This window comes from Pseudonocardia cypriaca (genome assembly GCF_006717045.1).
In the GTDB taxonomy this organism is placed as follows: domain Bacteria; phylum Actinomycetota; class Actinomycetes; order Mycobacteriales; family Pseudonocardiaceae; genus Pseudonocardia; species Pseudonocardia cypriaca.
Genome location: NZ_VFPH01000002.1, coordinates 2,258,723 through 2,277,545, shown reverse-complemented (window position 1 = coordinate 2,277,545; position 18,823 = coordinate 2,258,723). Strand labels below are relative to the sequence as shown.

Here is an 18,823-nt window from a genome sequence, read left to right as displayed (position 1 = left end):
TGCTGGCGCTGTACCAGGCGCGGACGTTCGTGAAGAAGCTCTGACGGCAAGCCGGAGGTCGGCATGACGACAGGAAGGGTGACCTCGGCATGACCCTCTCCCCACCGTCTCCCCGGCTGCTGCTGCCCGGTCTCGTCCCCCGCGAGCCGGGGCTCGAGACGTACTGGGTGCGGCCGGGCGGCGTCACCGCAGTGCGGCTCGCCGCCGGGGACCGGATCGACGTCGTCGACCGGCAGGGCATGCAGCCCGCCGAGCTGACCGTGCTCGGCCCGAAGCGCGCACTCGGTGTCGCGCAGGATGCGCCGGCCACCACGGTGCGGGCGCTGGCCCTTCGCGAGGGCGACGGTGCGCGCGCCGTGCTCGCCGTGCTGGCCGAGCACGGGGTCGACCCCTCGGCCGCGACCGCCGCTCGGCTGTTCGGCGGGCGGTCGCCCGCCGGGGCGCGCGAGTCCTTCACCGCGGTCGACGCCGCCGACGTCCTCGTCGCCGCCCCTGCCCTGCCGATGCTGGTCGACGCGGAACCGGCCAACCCGCCGTCCGACCTGCTGCTCGAGGTTCGGCGGGGCGCGCAGCGCCCGGCGATGGAGCCGCACCTGCCCGAACCGCTGGCCGAGCCGGTGCTCGACCTGCGCATCGACGCCGCCACGGCGTGCAGCTACGAGGTTCGCGAGGGCCAGTACATCCAGATCATCGACGTCGAGGGCAGGCAGTGCTCGGACTTCGTCGCCTTCGGCGCCCGTCAACTGCAGGACGGCGTGGAGCGCGGCCTGGACTCCACGACCACCCGCTACCTCATGGGCAACGCCTACCCCCAGCCCGGCCTGTTCGGGAAGTTCTACGACCAGGATGCCCAGCCGCTGGTGGAGATCGTGCGGGACACCGTCGGGCGCCACGACACGTTCGGGCTCGCGTGCAACCCGAAGTATTACGAAGACATGGGCTACCCGGGCCACGTCAACTGCACCGACAACTTCAACGCCCAGCTCGCCCGCTACGGCGTCGCGGCCAGGAAGGGCTGGCCGGCGCTGAACCTCTTCTACAACACGATGTTCGACGACCACAACCTGCTCGTGTTCGACGAGCCGTGGTCGCGACCCGGCGACTACGTGCTCATGCGAGCGACCACCGACCTCGTCTGCGCGTCCTCGGCCTGCCCGGACGACATCGACCCGTCCAACGCGTGGGTGCCCACGGACGTACACGTGCGGGTCTACGACGCGAGGAGGAAGTTCTCGATGGCCATCGCCCACCGGGTCACACCGGAGTCCGAGGCGACGCTCTCCCGGGAGACGGCCTTCAACGAGCGGACCTCGGCGCTGACCCGGCAGTTCGTCGAGTACCGCGGCTACTGGTTGCCGAGCAGCTTCGACGGTCACGGCGTCCAGGAGGAGTACTGGGCGTGCCGGGAGCGCGCCGCGGTGATGGACCTGTCGCCGCTGCGCAAGTTCGAGGTGCTCGGGCCGGATGCCGAGGCGCTGCTGCAGGCCACCGTCACGCGCAACATCCGCAAGCTCTCGCACGGGCAGGTCGTCTACTCGGCCATGTGCAACGAGACCGGCGGGATGATCGACGACTGCACGATCTTCCGCCTGGGCGACACGAACTTCCGCTTCGTCGGCGGCGACGAGTACGACGGTGTCTGGCTGCGTGAGCAGGCCCAGCGCCTCGGCCTGGACCGGGTATGGGTGAAGCACTCCACCGACCAGCTGCACAACATCGCCGTGCAGGGCCCGGCCAGCCGCGACCTGCTCGCGTCGATCGTCTGGACCCCGCCGACCCAGCCCCGGTTCACCGATCTGACGTGGTTCCGGTTCGCGATCGGTCGCATCGGCGACCACAACGGCATCCCGCTGCTCATCTCGCGCACCGGGTACTCCGGCGAGCTCGGCTACGAGCTGTGGGTGCACCCGCGCGACGCTTCGGCGCTCTGGGACGCCGTGTGGGAGGCCGGTCGGCCCCACGGTCTCACCCCGCTCGGGCTCGAGGCGCTGGACGTCCTGCGCATCGAGGCGGGTCTGGTGTTCGCAGGCTACGACTTCTGCGACCAGACCGACCCGTTCGAGGCGGGGATCGGCTTCACGGTGCCGTTGAAGACGAAGGAGGACGACTTCGTCGGCCGTGAGGCGCTGCTCGAGCGCAAGGCACACCCGCAGCGCACGCTCGTGGGTCTGGAGCTCGCGGGCAACGAGCCCGCCCAGCACGGCGACCCCGTCCACGTCGGACGTTCCCGGGTCGGCGTGGTCACGAGCGCCACCCGTTCACCGGTGCTGCGGAAGAACATCGCGCTGTGCCGCATCGCCGTGCAGCACGCGGAGATCGACACGGCGGTGGAGGTCGGTAAGCTCGACGGCCACGGCAAGCGCATTCCCGCGCGGGTGGTCCGGTTCCCTTTCTACGACCCCGACAAGACCCGTCCGCGGTCCTGAAGTCGACCAGACCAGGAGGAGACGAGACATGGCACGAGTGGCCGTCGTCGGTGCTGGCCCGAGCGGCCTGGCCCAGCTGCACGCCTTCGAGGAGGCACGGCGGGGTGGGGCAGAGGTCCCCGAGGTCGTCTGCTTCGAGAAGCAGAGCGACTGGGGCGGCTTGTGGAACTACACCTGGCGTACCGGGCTCGACCAGTACGGCGACCCCGTGCACGGGAGCATGTACCGCTACCTGTGGTCGAACGGGCCGAAGGAATGCCTGGAGTTCGCCGACTACACGTTCGACGAACACTTCGGCAAGCCGATCCCGTCGTTCCCGCCGCGTGAGGTGCTCTTCGACTACATCACCGGGCGGGCGAAGAAGAGCAACGTGCGTCAGAACATCCAGTTCGACACCGCCGTCCGGTGGATCTCCTTCGACCCCGTCCGTGACACCTTCGAGGTGACCGTGGAGTCCCGCCCCACCGGCTCCACCCGCACCGAGGAGTTCGACAACGTCATCGTCGCGACCGGTCACTTCTCCAGCCCGAACGTGCCCGAGTACCCCGGGTTCGCGACCTTCCCCGGGCGCGTGCTGCACGCCCACGACTTCAGGGACGCGCAGGAGTTCGCCGGCAAGGATCTGCTCGTCATCGGCAGCAGCTACTCGGCGGAGGACATCGCACTGCAGTCGAAGAAGTACGGGGCCCGCTCCGTCACGATCTGCTACCGCAACGCCCCCATGGGCTTCGGCTGGCCGGAGGGGATCTCCGAGGTGCCGAAGCTCGATCGCCTGGAGGGCAGGACCGCGCACTTCGTCGACGGGACCACCCGTGACGTGGACGCGATCGTGCTGTGCACCGGATACCGGCACTGGTTCCCGTTCATCGAGGACAACCTGCGGCTGCGCACGGACAACGTCCTCTACCCGTCCGACCTCTACAAGGGTGTGGTCTGGACCGCTAACCCGAAGCTGATGTACCTCGGGATGCAGGACCAGTACTACACGTTCAACATGTTCGACGCGCAGGCGTGGTTCGCCCGCGACGTCGTGCTCGGCCGGATCCCGCTGCCTGCGCGGGGGGAGATGGAGCGCGATATCGCGTCGTGGCGGGAGCGCCAGGACACCCTCGGCGGCCCCGCGGACGACATCGACTTCCAGACCGACTACGTGCGCGACCTGCTCGAGGACGTCGACTACGCGGCGTTCGACCTCGACCTGGTCCGCGAGCACTTCAACACGTGGGAGCACCACAAGGAGGAGAGCATCACCGGCTACCGGGACAAGTCGTTCTCCTCGCCGTGCACGGGCACCACCGGTCCCGTGCACCACACGCCGTGGTGGGACGAGCCCGACGACTCACTGGGAGCGTTCCTGCGAACCGATGCGTGAGTCGCGGTCTCGCAATCGCAGTCCGGGGGAGTAAGAGCGTGGACGTGAGCGCTCGCGCCCATCGCGAGGACGGGGGCGAGTGCTCGGCCGCCAGGTGCCGGGAGGCCTGCGGGCAAGCCGATCAGATCAGCGCGGTCCGGTCGCCGGGAGTGGTCGCCGCGGGCCAGGATCTCGCTCACTCGGAGAACGCGGAGAGGGCGCGGGCCGTATCGATGTATTCGCGTGCTGCGACGATCTTGCCGTTGTCCAGTTCGAATGCGAAGTGGTACACCTGATTGAGGCGCTTCCCGTTGGCGAGGAGTGCGTTCGAGGTGGCCTCCACCGACGCATTGGCCTCATCTGCGATCACGCTCGTCACCGACATGCGTATACCGCTGGGCAGCGAGTCGTGGAACCTCTTCATGTGTTCGACGAACGCGGGCTTCGACATGTCGCCGGAGACCGGGAAAGTGGCAGCGTCGGTCATGACGGTCCACACCGCGTTCTCGTGAAGAAGGTCGAAGGCGTCGGGACTGCCGTTCGTGCCTAGGCCTTCGACCAGCTTCTTGACGGAAGCCTTGTTCTGGTCGATCGTCATGTTTCTTCCCTTCGTCGTCCGGTCTGGTGTCGTCGTCCGGACCAGCGCGGCTGGGCAGCAAGTATCGATCACCATGCTTGCCGTCGGCCACACGTGCCTCGCGACGCGGCGCCGGGCCTCCACGGTGGGGGCTGGGCCTGCACGAGTTCAGCCGGGCGCGGATCCGCGGAGGATGCGCGTGAGGCGTGCGAGCGACGGGATCACGTGCGGGTACGCGTCGCCCAGTCCGCGTAGGAGGCCACCGATGACACGAGCGTCGGCGCCCACGAGTACGCGAGCCCGCCGCCGCTCGACCCCGCGCAGTATCCTCGTCGCCGCCCGCTCCGGAGATGTCCGCGCGACAACCCGGTCGAACGAGTTCGTGACAGCGGTCCGATCCTCTCCGGCTGCGAACAGGCCGTTGCGCATGATGGGCGTCCGAATGCCACCGGGGTAGACGCAGGTCACCGAGACCGGCTTGCGGTCGATTATCATCTCCTGCCGCAGCGACTCGGTGAAAGCGCGGACTGCGAACTTGGAAGCGCAGTAGGCGCTGTAACGAGGCGCTGTCATCAGCCCGAAAACGCTCGAGATCGTCACGATGTGGCCGTGCTCCGCCTTCGTCACATGGGGTAGGAACGCCTTGGTGGTGTTCACGACGCCCCAGTAGTTCACGGCGAACACCTCCTCGACGTCCACGAAGCTCGAGGCGAGCACGCTCCCGGTGTGGAGTACGCCCGCAACGGAGAAGACCACGTCGACGGGTTCGAGATCGCCGGCAACCGAATCCGCGTAGCTCATCACGGCGGGACGGTCGGTCACGTCGACCACATCTGTTCGGAGATCGCCCGAGGAGGGTCCGCAACGGCGTGCTGTTGCGGCGAGGGCGTCGCCGTTCCGATCGGACAACGCCAACCGGGCGCCGCGCGCCGACAGTTCGACGGCCAAGGCGCGGCCGATGCCCGAACCCGCTCCGGTGATCACCACGCCCTTCCCGTCGTAGTAGCTCACCGGCGCCGGCTCCCGCTCGTTCGCGTTCTCCGCGACATGGGCTCAGAAGGGAGGACGGGTGCTGGCCACCTCGAAGGCCATCACGTCGACGTTGCGCATCGCGATGCCCGTGTCCGGAGCGTCAGCTCGCGCCCGCCACGCCTCGATCGCGTCCCACGACTCCCACCGCTCGTAGTTGTTGATCCGTCGAGGATCGATCGGGTCGGCCGTGATGGCCAGGTCGAGGCAGCCCGGCGCCTGGCGGGCCCGTTCGACGAGATCGCGGTGTGCCTCGACGAAGAGGTCCCGCTCGTCGTCATCGACCTCGATGAAGCCGGCAATGATCCACATCAGGGTTTCTCCCCGAGTCTCGGTGTCGTCGTACCTCCGGTTACGACCGTCCGGCGCGGCCGAAGTCATCGGCCCGGCGTGTCGCCGGCCGCCGGGTCACGCCGCCTCACCGCGGGGTCCGAGCCAGGTCCCGCCGCTGGCGTCGAGGGTCACGCCGGTGACCCAGCGGGCGTCGTCCGAAGCGAGGAAGGCGACGACGTCTGCCACGTCGGCCGGCTGTCCGAGCCGACCCAACGCGCTCGACGCCTCGATCTCCTCCTTCAGCCCCGGGGCGCCGTGCACCCACGAGCCCATGTCGGTGTCGGTGATCCCCGGCGCGACCGAGTTGACGGTGATTCCCCGCCGCCCGAGCGACTGGGCCAACGTCAGGCCGAGCGCCTCGATCGCACCCTTGGTCATCGTGTACTGGAAGAACGTCGATGCGATCCGGGTGACCGCCGAGGAGATGTTGATGATGCGGCCGCCGTCCGACAGTAGCCCGACGGCCCGCTGCGTGATGAAGAACGGCGCCCGCACGTTCACCGCGAACGAGCGGTCGAACACCTCCCGGGAGACCTGCTCGAAGGGCGGAGCCTCGAGGACCCCGGCGTTGTTGACGAGGATGTCCAGCGGAGCGTCGCCCATTCTGGCTGCGAGCCCGCCGAACAATGTGTCCACGTCGCCGTCGACGCCCAGCTCCGCCCGCACGCCGAACGCCTGCCCACCGTCGCGTTCGATGGCCTCGACGACCTCGTCCGCCGCCGCGCCGTTCTTGCCGTAGTGCACCGCGACCCGGGCGCCGTCGGCGGCCAACCTGAGCGCGATCGCCCTCCCTATTCCCCGCGACCCACCCGTGACCAGCGCCGTCCTGCCGCTCAACCCCGCCATGACACCCCTCCAGTCGTCTACTATAGTATCTGTAGTAGACCATCCATTAGATGTATCAAGGTGTCAAGAATCTGGAGCGTAGAGTCGGGTCGGTGACCGGTCACCGCAGCTACGGGGAGGCGTGCGGCATCGCGCACGCACTCGACCTCGTCGGCGAGCGCTGGGCCCTGCTGATCGTGCGCGACCTGCTGCTGGGGCCGAAGCGCTTCAGCGACATCCAGGCCGGGCTGCCCGCCGCCGGGCCGACGATCCTCGCCCAGCGGCTGCGCCACCTCGAATCGGTCGGTGTCGTGCAACGGCGCACACTCCCGCCCCCGGCCGGGTCCCGGGTCTACGAGCTCACCACATGGGGAACCGAGCTCGGCCCGCTCCTGCTGCGCCTCGGCTCCTGGGGCGCGTCCTCGCCAGTGGTCCCGATGCGCGGCGGGATCGGCGCGGACTCGACCATGCTGCGGCTGCAGTCGACGTTCACGCCCGACCACCGGCAGCCGTGGACGGCGCGGTACGAGTTCCACCTCGGCCACGACCGCTTCACGGCGCAGGTGGCCGACGGAGCGCTCGTCGAGATCGCCCGCGGTACCGCGCCCGACCGCCCGGACGCGGTCGTCGAGACGACCCCCACCACGCTCGACGAGCTGATCGGTCACCAGAAGGAGCTGACCGAAGCAGTCGGGGCAGGCGAGGCGACCGTCACCGGCGACCTCGCTGCGACCCGTCGCCTCCTGGAGGCCCTCGGCTGACGCGGCGACCCCGTGCCGGTGGGTGGTCCTGCTCGGCGAGGACATCGAGGTCGAGATCAGGCGGCGGGCGCCCGGAGACCGCCGGGTACGTTCGCGGCCGGTATCGGAGTCCTTCGCTCCTCGGTCAGGATCGGACCGCAGCGGAGGACCAGGCGCCACCGGCCGCGGCTGCGGCGGCGAACGCGGCGAAGTCGCGCGGCGGCCGGCCCAGGACGCGCTCGACGTCATCGGTGGTGCCGGCGTTGTCACCCTCGCGGAGCTCGGCGAACACCTCGCACAGCACGTCGGTGAGCGAGGCAGGCGTGCCGTCCGCGGTCAGGGCGGCGGCGAATTCCGCCTCGGCGATCGGGAGGTAGGCCACGTGCGCGTCTCGTGCCCGGGAGATCTCGGCGGCAGCGTCGGCGAACCCGAGCAGCCGCGGACCGGTGAGCTCGTAGACCTCGCCATCGTGGCCGTCCTCGGTGAGCGCCGTGACGACGACGTCGGCGAGATCGTCGACGTCGAGGAACGGTTCGAGGGCATCTCCGGCCGGTACCGGAACCGTGCCGTCGGCGACCAGGCCGGCGAGGAAGCCCTCGCTGAAGTTCTGGGCGAACCACGCGGACCGCACCACGGTCCACTCCAGACCGGACTCCTGCACGGCCCGTTCGGCGGGAGCGTGGCCGTGCTGACCACGTCCGGCCAGCAGCACCAGGCGGTGTGCGCCGGTGCTCCTGGCGAGCTCTGCGAACCTGCGGATCCGGTCCGCCGCCTCGGGCATGCCCAGGTCGGGTGCGTAGGTCAGGTAGGCCGCGCCCACCCCGTCGAGGGCAGGCGCCCACGTGTCCGCGTCGTCCCAGTCGAACCTGGGGCTCGACGACCGGGTCCCGATCTGGACCGGGCGCCCGAGGGCCGTGAGCCGTGCCGCCACCCGGCGGCCCGTCGTGCCGGTTCCTCCCACCACGAGGGTGGTCTGTGCGCTCTCGGTAGTCATGTGATCAGCCAAGCCGCCGAAGGCTTCTCCGCCCATGGCTGAGCGTCCCGGGGACATGGCGGCGCGTCCTACGCTCGCGACGTGGACGGGCTGACGAACCTGCTGGACGGTCCCCGCGGCCGTGGCGCGTTCCTGCAGCGGACCGTGATGGAGCCGCCCTGGTCGTTCCGGATGGCCGACGACGCACCGCTGGGCCTGGTGGCGGTGCTCCGGGGCACGGCGTGGATCACCCCGGACGCCGGCGAGGCGCGCGAGGTCGGCGCCGGCTCGGTGTCGCTGGTCAGGGCCCTGACCCCGCTGACGATCGCGAGCGCCCCGGACGTACCTCCGACCGTGAACTGGCTGCCCGGAGGACGTCGGACGACCACCGACGGTGCCGACCTGGGCGAGGCCATGGCGCTCGGGGTGCGGACCTGGGGCAACGACCCTGACGGATCCACGGTGCTGCTGATGGGCTGCTACCAACTGCGCGGCGAGATCAACCGGCGGGTGGTCGACGCGTTGCCGCCGCTGGTCGTGCTCGAGCGCGAGCACTGGGATTCCCCCCTCCCCTCGATGCTCGGCGAGGAGATCAGGACCGAGCTGCCCGGCCAGCAGGCGGTCCTGGACCGGCTCTTCGACCTGCTGCTGGTCTCGGTGCTCCGCACGTGGTTCAGCCGGGCCGAGGCGAGCGCGCCCGGCTGGTACGCCGCCCACCGGGACCCGGTTGTCGGCCGGGCGCTGCGCCTGCTGCACGAGGATCCGGCCCGGCCGTGGACGGTGGCCGACCTGGCCGCCGAGTCCGGCGCCTCCCGCTCGGTGCTGGCCCGACGGTTCGCCGACCTGGTGGGCTCGCCCCCGATGTCGTACCTCAAACAGTGGCGGCTGGCCCGCACCGCGGACCTGCTGCTCGACCCCGGCCTCACGCTGGACAGCATCGCCCGACGGGTCGGGTACAGCGACGGGCTCGCCCTGAGCAGCGCATTCAAGGCAGCCCGTGGGGTCAGCCCCCGCCAGTACCGGGAGACCCGGTCCGACGGGTGAGCCCGCATGAGCTGACGAGACCCGGATGCCCGGCTCACGACGTCTCTCCGACTCGCACGGCCGACCGTGCGAATCCGGTGGCTGCGACGACCACGCCGAGGAAGGCCATGACGCCGACGACCGTGAAGGCGGTGTGGAAGCTGTCCAGGTCGGAGCCTGCGACGAGCACGGTGGACACCCCCGCCACCCCGGCGGCGCCGCCGATCTCGCGCATCGTCTCCACGAGGCCGGACGCCAGCCCCGCATCCGACCGCGACACCCCGGACAGGGCGCCGAGCTGCAGAGCGGGCCCGCAGAACCCGAAGCCGACCCCGGCGAGCAGGAAGGCAGGCAGCAGGTCCGTGACGTAGCCGGCCTCAGCGGGGACCCTGGCCAGCCACAACGCGCCGATGGCGACCAGCGACAGACCGATGATCAGCAGTCGCCGCACCCCGACCCGTGCGACGAACCGGGCGCCCGCCATGGCGGCCACGAACACGGTGACCGTCGTGGACAGCCATGCCAGACCCGTGATCGCCGGCGAGTAGGCAAGGGCCTGCTGCATCAGCAGCGAACCGATGAAGATGAACGACAGCAGCGCGGAGAACGCGAGGAAGGCGGTCAGGTTCGCGGCCACCACCGTGCGGTTCCGCAGAAGCGCGGCGGGCACGAGCGGGGCGGCCGAACGTGCCTCGATCCGGACGAACACGGCCAGCAGCGCAGCGGCCGCGGCGAACAGGGCAAGGGTGGACGAGGTGAACCAGCCGTGGCCCGCGGCGTGGTGCAACGCGAAGACGAACAGCAGCAGGCCGCCGGTCACCGTGATGGCCCCGCCGACGTCGAGGCGCGGAGCGCGCTCACCGGCCCGGTCCGCGGACAGGAACACCAGGGCGGCCACGAGCAGCGCGATCCCGACCGGCACGTTGATGAAGAACGCCCAGCGCCAGCCGGGACCGGCGGCCAGCAGCCCGCCCAGAACCACCCCGACGGTGCCGGCGAGGCCGCCGACAGCTCCGAAGAGGCCCACCGCTCGGTCGCGTTCGGGTCCTTCCGCGAACGTGACTGCCAGCAACGAGAGCGCTGCCGGCACGGTGAGCGCCGCACCGAACCCCTGGACCCCACGCGCCACGATCAACAGACCGGCATCCTGCGTGATCCCCGCCAGGAGCGACGCACCCGTGAAGATGGCGACGCCGGCCACGAAGACCCGCCGCCGTCCCAGCTGGTCGGCCAGCCGCCCGCCGAGCAGGAGGAACCCGCCCAGAAGCAGGCCGTAGGCCACGACCACCCACTGCAGCGTGCCGTGATCGATGCCGAGGTCGTGCTGGATCGAGGCCAGTGCCACGTTCACGATCGCGGTGTCGATACCCACGATCGCCATCGCGGCACAGGCCAGTGCGAGCACGAAACCCGATCTGGTCCGCGGCGCCGGAGCGCGCACGGTGGGCGTGATGTCCCGTTGTTCCTCCGTGGGACCGGTGCCGATGGTCGGCTCGACCGCTTCGATGTACATGTCTGGTACCTGCCGATCTCGTCGTGGTGGAAGGGATTTCGGGCATGCGGAGTCGCGCGGCGAAGCGCATGCGGCTCCGACGCGGAGACGTCCGTTGTCGTAGGTGGGTGTGCCGGTCAGGGCCGAGGGGGCGGGTCCTGCTCGGCCAGTTGCTTGATCGACAGCAGGCGGCTCTCCCAGGACCGGCCGATCAGGTCCAGCTCTCGGGCGAGCGAGCTCAGCCGGGCGCCGACGACGAGGTAGACGACCTCGCGCCCGCGCTGCTCCGACTCGACGAGCCCGACCTCACGCAGCACCTCGAGGTGCTTGCCGATGGCCTGCCTGCTCACCGGGAGGACCCGGGCCAGGGCGGAGGCCGACATCGCGCCCTGACCGAGCCGCGTGAGGATCTCCCAGCGGGTCGGGTCGCTCAGCGCTGCGCACATGGTCGGGAGGTCCGGCGCGCTCATGACCCCGTGTCTGCGTGCGCCGCCCCGGACTCGACGAACGCCTTCCCGGCGGCCAGCTCCTCCGTCCAGCCGCGGTCGTTGCCCTCGCGCTCCTTCAGCCAGGTCGCCGGGTCTTCGGAGAGGGTGGAGAACCCGCTCTCGAGGACGCGCAACGTCACCCCGCCGCCGGCTCGTTCGTCGATCCAGAACTCGACGAGCGTCCCCTCGGAGACGGCGCGGAACGGCGTGCTCAGCCAACGGAACGCGGCATAGCGCGGCTTGTCCAGCTGCACGGTCCGGAACCGGAACTCGCCTTGTCCCGGTTGCGTCACGACCGCGACGTCGCCCTCGTACCGCAGGTCGGGCTCGGCCTCGACGGTGCCGTCGTTGATGTACCAGCCGGGCCGCGCGACGAGTTCCCAGACTCGATCGGCCGGTGCGTCGATGTCGATCCGGCGAGCGATGCTGTCGAGCTCGGCCAGCTCCGCCTCGGTGTACGTGGTGTCGCTCATCAGGTTCCCTCCAGGTGGTGTGCAACTCTACGATTGCACATCGCTCATCGGAGTGCAACCGTCAGATTGCAGTTCGGCTGACTCCGCCTAGAGGATTGCCATGACTGGTCATGACCAGTCATGCTCAGGAGCGTGTTGTATGTCGACAAGTTCTCCCCGGTCCCCTTCTACCGGCAGATCAAGAACCAGGTCCGGGACGCGGTGGACACCGGCATCTGGGTGGCGGGTCGCAAGCTGCCGTCCGAGCGGGAGCTCTTGACGACGCTCGGCGTCAGCCGGATCACCGTTCGCCAGGCGTTCAGCGAGCTGGTGGCGGAGGGCTACCTGACGAGCTCGCCCGGCCGGGGCTTCTTCGTCGCGGCACGGTCCCCGGCGCAGGAGCTCCACGCCCTGGTCAGTCACACGGAGGCCATGCGTGAGGGTGGAGTGGAGCCGTCCAGCCGGGTGCTCACCTGTGAGGTGCAGGCGGCGTCACCAGCTGTGGCGCGAGGGTTGGGCGTGTCGCCGGGCGCGGAAGTCGTCTACCTGCACCGGGTTCGGCTGGCCGACTCCGTCCCGCTGACGATCCAGCAGGTGTGGCTGCCGCATGCCGTGGTGCCGGGTCTCGCCGAGGTGGACTTCACGACAGCATCGCTGTTCGAGCTGCTGCGAGAGCGCTACCAGGTGCAGCCGGCTCGAGCAGAAACGGTGATCAGTGCCCGTCCCGCCGATCCGGACGAGGCCGGCGAGCTGGAGCTCGGCGAACCCGCCATCGCCCTGACGGTGGATCAGCTCACGTTCGACGAGGACGACCGGGTCGTCGAGTTCTCGCGCTCGGTCCACAACCCGCTGCGCCTGCCGGTGCGCATCAGCCAGTCCGTCGCGACCCGATCCGGTGCCGCCGGCCTGCTCGCCAGAGCGAGCGTGGAGCGGCGCTGAGCAGGGAGGAGAGATCGTCATGGGAAGCCGCAAGCTCGCCCTCGTCGGTGGTGGAGGGGTGCGCGCCCCGCTGTTCGTCGAGAGTGCCGCGGCTCGAGCGCACGCGCTCGGGTTGGAGGAGATCGTGCTGCTGGACATCGACGCGGAGAGGCTGCGGCTCCTCGGAGCGGTGGCGGCGGCGGTGGCGCGGCCGTACTCCTCGGTCGGGGTGCGGACCACCACCGACCCGGCCGAGGCGTTCGAGGGCGTCGACTACGTCGTGACCACCATCCGGCAGGGGGGCGACTGCGGTCGCATCACCGACGAGCGCATCGCGCTGCGCCATGGCGTGCTCGGACAGGAGACGACCGGCCCGGGCGGGTTCGCGATGGCGGTGCGCACCGTGCCGACGATCCTCGAGTACGCCGAGTCGGTTGCGACGCGCAGTCCACAGGCCTGGCTTTTCAACTTCACCAACCCGGCAGGCCTGGTGACCCAGGCCCTGCGGGACGCGGGTTTCGAGCGAACCGTCGGGATCTGCGACAGCGCGAACCTCGCCCAGCACGCGGTCGCCGCCTGGCACGGGCTCGCGCCCAACGACCTGCGCCCCGAGGTGTACGGGCTCAACCACCTGTCGTGGTGCCGGGCGGTGCGGGACCTGCACGGGCGGGAGCTCCTGTCGCCGCTGCTCGGCAACGACGAGTTCCGGCGGGCCACCCTGCAGCGGTTCTTCCCGACCGAGCTGCTCAGGTTGCTCGGCACCTGGAGCAACGAGTACCTGTTCTACTACTACTTCGCCGAACAGGCGCTGGCAGACATCCAGGCCGAGACGGCGACGCGCGGCGAGGAAGTCGCCGAGCGCAACCGGGTGCTGCTGCGCGAACTGGCCGATCTCGACCCGCAGCAGCGACCCGACGAGGCGGTCGCCGCCTACCGGGCCTACGAGGCAGGGCGCCGATCGACCTACATGCACTACGCCGAACCAGCGGGCTCGGCCATCACGCATGAGCGCACGTTGGGCGAGGGGACGGAGGGGTACGCCGGAGTGGCGCTCGACCTCATCGAGGCCCTCGCAGGCGGGCCACCCCGCTACACCGCCGCGAACGTCCCCAACGCCGGATGCCTGCCGGACCTCGAACCCACCGACGTGGCCGAGATCAGCGTGGTTGCCGACGCCACCGGGATCCGGCCGCTACCCATCGGTGCCGTGCCTCCGCTGCAGGCAGGACTCATGCGGCAGGTGAAGAGCTTCGAACGGCTGGCGGCGGAGGCCATCCGCACCCGGTCCCGGGACACCGCCGTCCGAGCCCTCATGGCGCACCCGCTCGTCGTGTCCTTCCCCCGGGCCCGCAGCCTGGCGGCGGACTACCTCCGTGCCCACCACGAGTACACGGGAACCTGGACGTGACGGACGAGCACGGCGTCCTCGTCATCGGCGATTACTACATCGACATGGTGTTCGCAGGCCTGCCGCGCTGGCCGCAACCCGGCGAGGAGATCTTCGCGAGCCAGATCCGGGTCCTCGCAGGCGGCGCGTTCACCCATGCCCGCGCGCTGCACCGCCTCCGGATCCCGCCGACCTGGGCGGCCCAGCTCGGCGACGACCCCTACAGCCGCCTCCTGCTCGACACCGCCGCAGCCGAAGGGCTCGACACGTCGGCCTACCTGGTCCACGACCACGCGGTCCGCAACGTGAGCGTCGCAGCCTCCCACGCGGGGGAACGCGGCTTCCTGTCGTTCAAGGAACCGGTGCCTCCCCGCGACGTCACGGGCGCCATCATCCGGCACCGCCCGGCGATCGTGCTCATCGCCGAGCTGCGGCGGGGAGAGCGGTTGGCCGCCGTGGTCGACGCCGCCCGCGCCGTGGACGCCCGAGTCGTCATGGACCCCCAGCACGTGGAATCCACACTGCGCGATCCCGCCGTCCGCACCGTCCTCCGATCGATCGACGTGTTCCTGCCGAACGCCGCCGAGGCACGCCGGCTCACCGGCCGAGAGCAGCTGCCGGACGCGGTCGAGGACCTCGCCGCGCTGACCCCCGTCGTCGCCGTGAAGAACGGAGCCGACGCGGCGCTGGCAGCCCACGGCGCAGTGCGGTGCACCGCGACGCCGCCGGAGGTCACCGTCGTGGACACGGTCGGGGCCGGCGACTGCTTCGACGCCGGCTTCGTCGCCGGGCTCGCGAACGGCCTCGACCTCGACGCCTGTCTCCGCCTGGCCACTTGGTGCGGATCACTGTCGACCCGTGACTACGGCGGTGCGGCCGCCCCCCACCTGGACGACATCGCCCGGCTCGCACCGGACCTCGTCCCGTGGGCATCGGTCACCCCACCGTCGTGAAGAGAGGCTCGGACGGCTTGCCGCCGGCATCCTCGCTGCGGGTATCTGTCGGGGCCACTTCGCCCTCCCTCCTGGGGGCTCGCCGCTGGCGGGTCGAGGGATCACAGGAGGTACGCATGAGCGAGAACGTCGAGGGACGGCGGGTCATCACCCGGATGCGGCACGGCGCGCACGCGATCGTCGATGCCGCGCCCGGGGCCAAGGAAGCCGTCGACGCCGGTTCGGTCCGGCTGAGCGATGTCACGCAGGACGCCGAGGTGGCCAAGACCGCGGACGTGGCGGAGGCACTGGCGATGGCCGGCGTCACCGACTTCGACTACCTGTTCCCAGCGCTCGTTTCCGATCCCACCAAGCTCCTACCGGCGGACACAGCCGCTATCGCGGCGAACACCGTGGACGCCCTGAACGACCTGGGCAACGCCATGATCGAGCAGGGTGCGCCACAGGCGAACGCGCCCATCCCGCCGATCCACACCTACTGGGGACAGTTCGTCGATCACGACCTGACCGCGGCCACCGACAACGACAAGGTCGTCGGGATCGACGTGACCCCACTGGCTCCGATGCCCCCGGCCGGGGTGGTCGCGTTGCTGGTGAACAAGCGGAATCCTGCGCTCAACCTCGACTCCGTGTACGGCGACGGGCCCTTCGCGCAGCCGAACCCGAACGAGATCGCAGTGCCGTACCGGGCGGACGACCGCGCCAAGCTGCAGCTCGGTGAGCTGGCCGTCGCGGGTGGCGGTGGGGTGGTCATCCCGCCGGTCGACGACCGTGAGCGTGACCTACCCCGGGTGAACCGGGTCCCGCAGATCGGCGACGCCCGCAACGACGAGAACCTCGTCGTCGCCCAGCTGCACGTGGCGTTCCTGCGCTTCCACAACAATGCCGTCGACTGGGTACGCGACAACGAACCCGAGCGCACCGGGGTCGGCGACGTCTTCTCCCGTGCCCGCGACCTCACCCGCTGGACCTACCAGTGGCTGTGCGTCCACGACTACCTCGCGACCGTCCTCGAGGACGGCGCCGTGGATCGCGTGCTCGCAAGCGAGGACGACCTGCTGGGGCTCGCCGACCGGCCGCGGCCGTATATGCCCTTGGAGTTCTCGGTGGCCGCTTTCCGGTTCGGCCACAGCATGGTGCGCGGCATCTACGACTGGAACCGCAACTTCGGTGCCCCCGGCAACATCTTCCAGCCGCAGGCGACCCTCGAACAACTCTTCCAGTTCACGGGTACGGGCGGCTTCATCGGCGGTGCCGACGAGCTGCCCGACAACTGGACCGCGGAGTGGGACCGCTTCGTCGAGCTCGACGTCGCCTTCCCGATCCGGTCCGCGCGGCCGATCGACACCTTCCTGGCCGCCCCGCTCGCGAACATGGTCAACCAGGTCGCAGGAACGCAGGTACCGGCGGGCGGTGCGCTGGAGACGCTGCTCAAGCACCTCGCGCGACGCAACCTCCTCCGCGGGTTCCGGCTGAGCATCCCCACCGGTCAGGCGGTCGCCGCCGCACTCGGGATCCCGCCACTGACGACACCGGAGCTGACCACCGGGCTCGACCAGGGTGTGCGTGACGCCCTGGACAAGGGCGGGTTCGTGGACAGGACACCGCTGTGGTTCTACATCCTGCGGGAGTCCGAGGTGCGCACCAACGGTGAAGCCCTCGGACCCGTCGGAAGCCGGATCGTGGCCGAGACGCTCATCGGCCAGATACGACACGATCCGCGGTCGTACCTGAACCAGTCCGGCTGGACCCCGGCGGCGGGCGTGCGGCTGCCCGACGGTGCGGCGGTCACCTCGATCGCGTCGTTCCTGCGGTTCGCGGGCGTCCTGTAGGAGCGCACGCCGGCGGCTGCCGCAGAACGCCGCGGTCGCCGGTCCCGCCCGTGGAGCCGTGCGGCTCGATCGTGGGCGGTCACCGCGTGGACCTCCCGTGCTCCTCCTCGGCGGGTGAACGTCGCGATCGCCGGAGCCGCAGGGCGAGACCGGCGGTCAGCGCAGCCAGCGAACCGCCACCGATCACGAGTGGTAGCAGGCCGTCCGCCGAGGTGTCACCGGCAGGTCGGCCGGGCGTCGGCTGAGACGCAGAGCCAGGGGCAGACGCTCCGAGCGAAGGCGGCGGCGCCGTGGTCGTCGATCTGATCGGTGCCGCGTGCGGCCGGCGGCGGAGGTTGACGCGTTCCGTGATGGGGCCGTGGATCAGCGCGTAGCAGGCATCGCCGGGACATTCGGTCCGCGACATGTCGCGGTGCCCGGCGATGGTGCTGGTGGTCACGGTCCTGCCCACGGCCCATCGGTTCGAGCCTCGCGAGACGAACGTCGTGGTGGCGCCCGGTGCGGTGTCGATGCCGTGCCGGTCGGCCAGCGCCGCCAGCAGGTGGCTGAGGGAATCCGATGCGGCCGCCGTGGGCGGTTCGGTGCGGTGGTCCCCGATCAGGCAGCACAGCTGGGAGAAGCCCTGGTTGCCTCCGGTCGCGTCCCCGATCACCGGTGCTGCCAGGCTGCCCGTGCGGCCTTCCCAGATCTCGCCGTACCGGTCGACGAAGAAGTTGTAGGCGACGTCCGGCCATCCTTTGCCGCCGGTGTGCGCCGCGTAGAAGCCTCGGATCAGACCAGGCACCTCAGCGGCCGCGTACGTGTTCGACGAGGCGCTGTGGTGTACGAGCAGGAACCGGACGTCGCCGTCGGCTTCGGCGTGCAGAGGCCCGGTGGCCGGTCGGCCGTCCGCCCACTCGTCCCGCCGGTGGACACCGAGCCCGGCCAGGTTCTCGGCAGGCGGTGCGGCCGACGCCGGCCCGTCGAGCACCGGTAGCAGTGGCAAGGACGTGCCGAGCGCGAGACCGGCGCGCAGCATGGTGCGGCGCCCGAGCCGTCGCGGCTCTGCATCTCGGTCGTCACACATCACGGCATTCTCGGTCCGGTCTGTTGGCTGCGCGGTAGCGGCCCGGTGCCACGCCGAAGGTTCGGGAGAACGCTCGGGAGAAGGCGAACTCCGAGGCGTAGCCGACGCGGTCGGCGATGGCTGTCAGCGTCTCGTCGCTCTCCCGCAGCCGGCGTGCGGCCAGTTCCATCCGCTTGTGCCTCAGGTAGCTGAGTGGGGGCTCGCCGATCAGGAGGGTGAACCGTCTGGTGAGCGTCGCACGGGACAGCCCGGACCGCGCGGCCAGCTCGTCGAGCGTCCACGGCCGGTGGAGCTCGTGGTGCAGCGCGGTCACCGCCGTGGCGACTGGGAGGTCGTGGAGCGCGGCGGGCCACGTGGCTGCGAGGCCGGACAGCAGCCATTCGCGCAGGGCGTGAACGACCAGGATGTCGACGAGCCGGTCGATGATGATCTGCGAGCCGGGGCGATCGGCGGTGGCTTCGCGGGCCAGCATCCGGAGCGTGTCCGTCAGGTCGCCTCGCACCGCCGACTCCCGCGCCGGAACGTGCAGCACCGGTGGGAGGAGTGCCAGCAGGGGAGGGGGCAGGGCGCCCGTGGAGCGGTAGCCGGCACAGAGCCATCGGGTCTCCGGGCCGATGCCCCCGATGTCGATCTCGGGTCCAGCACGTCGCGGCCGGTCCGCGATGACGTCGTCGTCGAGAACGCGGGAACCCTGCCGGTCGCTGGACAGGGTGTGCCCGGCGCCGTCCGGCAGCAGCGCGAAGTCGCCGGTCTCCAGCCGCAGCGGCTCTGCCCCGGGGGTGCGCAGCCAGCAGGTTCCCTGCGTGACCAGGTGGCACGCCACGGAGGGGACGCGGTCGCGCCGGACGCCCCAGGGGGCCGCGGCACGCAGCCGGACCGTCGTCGCTCCGCCGGCCCGCGCTGCCGACAACATGTCGGCGATCACGTCCATGCCGGAGGCTAACAAGGACCTGTTCGT

General features: G+C 70.5%; 18 protein-coding genes. 8 read left to right on the top strand and 10 right to left on the bottom strand.

Annotated features, from left to right (window positions below; translation table 11 throughout):
* Positions 1-89: 89 nt before the first annotated feature.
* Both FB388_RS28415 and FB388_RS28410 read left to right on the top strand, forming a co-directional pair.
* Entirely contained in the window at positions 90-2,426 is a 2,337-nt protein-coding gene (locus FB388_RS28415; protein WP_142105187.1) for a trimethylamine N-oxide demethylase, read from the top strand.
* Between the two features lie 28 nt (positions 2,427-2,454).
* Positions 2,455-3,798 carry an NAD(P)-binding domain-containing protein gene (locus FB388_RS28410; RefSeq protein WP_142105186.1) on the top strand — a complete coding sequence of 448 codons (1,344 nt, stop codon included), beginning with the start codon at positions 2,455-2,457 and terminating at the stop codon, positions 3,796-3,798.
* 175 nt (positions 3,799-3,973) lie between these two features.
* Here the strand turns inward: FB388_RS28410 and FB388_RS28405 are convergent, their stop codons facing one another.
* The 4 genes from FB388_RS28405 to FB388_RS28390 all read right to left on the bottom strand — a co-directional run bounded on the left by FB388_RS28405 (position 3,974) and on the right by FB388_RS28390 (position 6,562).
* Entirely contained in the window at positions 3,974-4,375 is a 402-nt protein-coding gene (locus FB388_RS28405; RefSeq protein WP_170225865.1) for a nuclear transport factor 2 family protein, read from the bottom strand.
* 147 nt (positions 4,376-4,522) lie between these two features.
* Positions 4,523-5,338, bottom strand: a complete 816-nt coding sequence (locus FB388_RS28400; protein ID WP_246122467.1) for an SDR family NAD(P)-dependent oxidoreductase — start codon at positions 5,336-5,338, stop codon at positions 4,523-4,525.
* Between the two features lie 69 nt (positions 5,339-5,407).
* Positions 5,408-5,695 (bottom strand): putative quinol monooxygenase, encoded by a 288-nt coding sequence (locus tag FB388_RS28395; RefSeq protein ID WP_142105183.1) that lies wholly within the window; start codon positions 5,693-5,695, stop codon positions 5,408-5,410.
* A gap of 96 nt (positions 5,696-5,791) precedes the next feature.
* Positions 5,792-6,562: an SDR family oxidoreductase gene (locus FB388_RS28390; RefSeq protein WP_142105182.1), complete on the bottom strand. Its 771-nt coding sequence runs from the start codon at positions 6,560-6,562 to the stop codon at positions 5,792-5,794.
* A gap of 92 nt (positions 6,563-6,654) precedes the next feature.
* On the opposite strand from FB388_RS28390, the gene FB388_RS28385 reads away from it, so the two are divergent.
* Positions 6,655-7,302, top strand: coding sequence for a winged helix-turn-helix transcriptional regulator (locus FB388_RS28385; RefSeq protein ID WP_211362251.1), 648 nt, complete (start codon positions 6,655-6,657; stop codon positions 7,300-7,302).
* Between the two features lie 124 nt (positions 7,303-7,426).
* Here the strand turns inward: FB388_RS28385 and FB388_RS28380 are convergent, their stop codons facing one another.
* On the bottom strand, positions 7,427-8,275 hold the full coding sequence (locus FB388_RS28380; RefSeq protein ID WP_142105180.1) for a Rossmann-fold NAD(P)-binding domain-containing protein: 849 nt from the start codon (positions 8,273-8,275) through the stop codon (positions 7,427-7,429).
* Positions 8,276-8,356: 81 nt separating this feature from the next.
* Between FB388_RS28380 and FB388_RS28375 the strand changes: the two genes are divergently transcribed.
* Positions 8,357-9,298: an AraC family transcriptional regulator gene (locus FB388_RS28375; RefSeq protein ID WP_142105179.1), complete on the top strand. Its 942-nt coding sequence runs from the start codon at positions 8,357-8,359 to the stop codon at positions 9,296-9,298.
* 34 nt (positions 9,299-9,332) lie between these two features.
* Here the strand turns inward: FB388_RS28375 and FB388_RS28370 are convergent, their stop codons facing one another.
* From FB388_RS28370 to FB388_RS28360, 3 genes are all read right to left on the bottom strand, one after another.
* The gene (locus tag FB388_RS28370; RefSeq protein ID WP_142105178.1) at positions 9,333-10,790 is read right to left on the bottom strand and encodes an MFS transporter; all 1,458 of its coding nucleotides are present in this window, start codon (positions 10,788-10,790) and stop codon (positions 9,333-9,335) included.
* Positions 10,791-10,906: 116 nt separating this feature from the next.
* Positions 10,907-11,239: an ArsR/SmtB family transcription factor gene (locus FB388_RS28365; protein WP_142105177.1), complete on the bottom strand. Its 333-nt coding sequence runs from the start codon at positions 11,237-11,239 to the stop codon at positions 10,907-10,909.
* Positions 11,236-11,730: an SRPBCC family protein gene (locus FB388_RS28360; RefSeq protein WP_142105176.1), complete on the bottom strand. Its 495-nt coding sequence runs from the start codon at positions 11,728-11,730 to the stop codon at positions 11,236-11,238. The genes FB388_RS28365 and FB388_RS28360 overlap by 4 nt, the downstream gene beginning before the upstream one ends.
* Positions 11,731-11,862: 132 nt before the next feature.
* On the opposite strand from FB388_RS28360, the gene FB388_RS28355 reads away from it, so the two are divergent.
* The 4 genes from FB388_RS28355 to FB388_RS28340 all read left to right on the top strand — a co-directional run bounded on the left by FB388_RS28355 (position 11,863) and on the right by FB388_RS28340 (position 16,799).
* A complete protein-coding gene (locus FB388_RS28355; protein ID WP_170225864.1) occupies positions 11,863-12,648 on the top strand; it encodes a GntR family transcriptional regulator in 786 nt (261 codons plus the stop codon).
* A gap of 19 nt (positions 12,649-12,667) precedes the next feature.
* Entirely contained in the window at positions 12,668-14,035 is a 1,368-nt protein-coding gene (locus tag FB388_RS28350) for a family 4 glycosyl hydrolase (protein WP_142105174.1), read from the top strand.
* Entirely contained in the window at positions 14,032-14,967 is a 936-nt protein-coding gene (locus FB388_RS28345; RefSeq protein WP_142105173.1) for a carbohydrate kinase family protein, read from the top strand. Before FB388_RS28350 ends, FB388_RS28345 begins: the two co-directional genes overlap by 4 nt.
* 116 nt (positions 14,968-15,083) lie before the next feature.
* Positions 15,084-16,799, top strand: a complete 1,716-nt coding sequence (locus FB388_RS28340; RefSeq protein WP_142105172.1) for a peroxidase family protein — start codon at positions 15,084-15,086, stop codon at positions 16,797-16,799.
* A 79-nt stretch (positions 16,800-16,878) separates the two neighbouring features.
* On the opposite strand, the gene FB388_RS28335 is transcribed toward FB388_RS28340, so the two are convergent.
* Positions 16,879-17,865 (bottom strand): peptidoglycan recognition protein family protein, encoded by a 987-nt coding sequence (locus FB388_RS28335; RefSeq protein ID WP_142105171.1) that lies wholly within the window; start codon positions 17,863-17,865, stop codon positions 16,879-16,881.
* The gene (locus FB388_RS28330; protein ID WP_170225863.1) at positions 17,858-18,796 is read right to left on the bottom strand and encodes an AraC family transcriptional regulator; all 939 of its coding nucleotides are present in this window, start codon (positions 18,794-18,796) and stop codon (positions 17,858-17,860) included. Before FB388_RS28330 ends, FB388_RS28335 begins: the two co-directional genes overlap by 8 nt.
* Positions 18,797-18,823 lie beyond the last annotated feature (27 nt).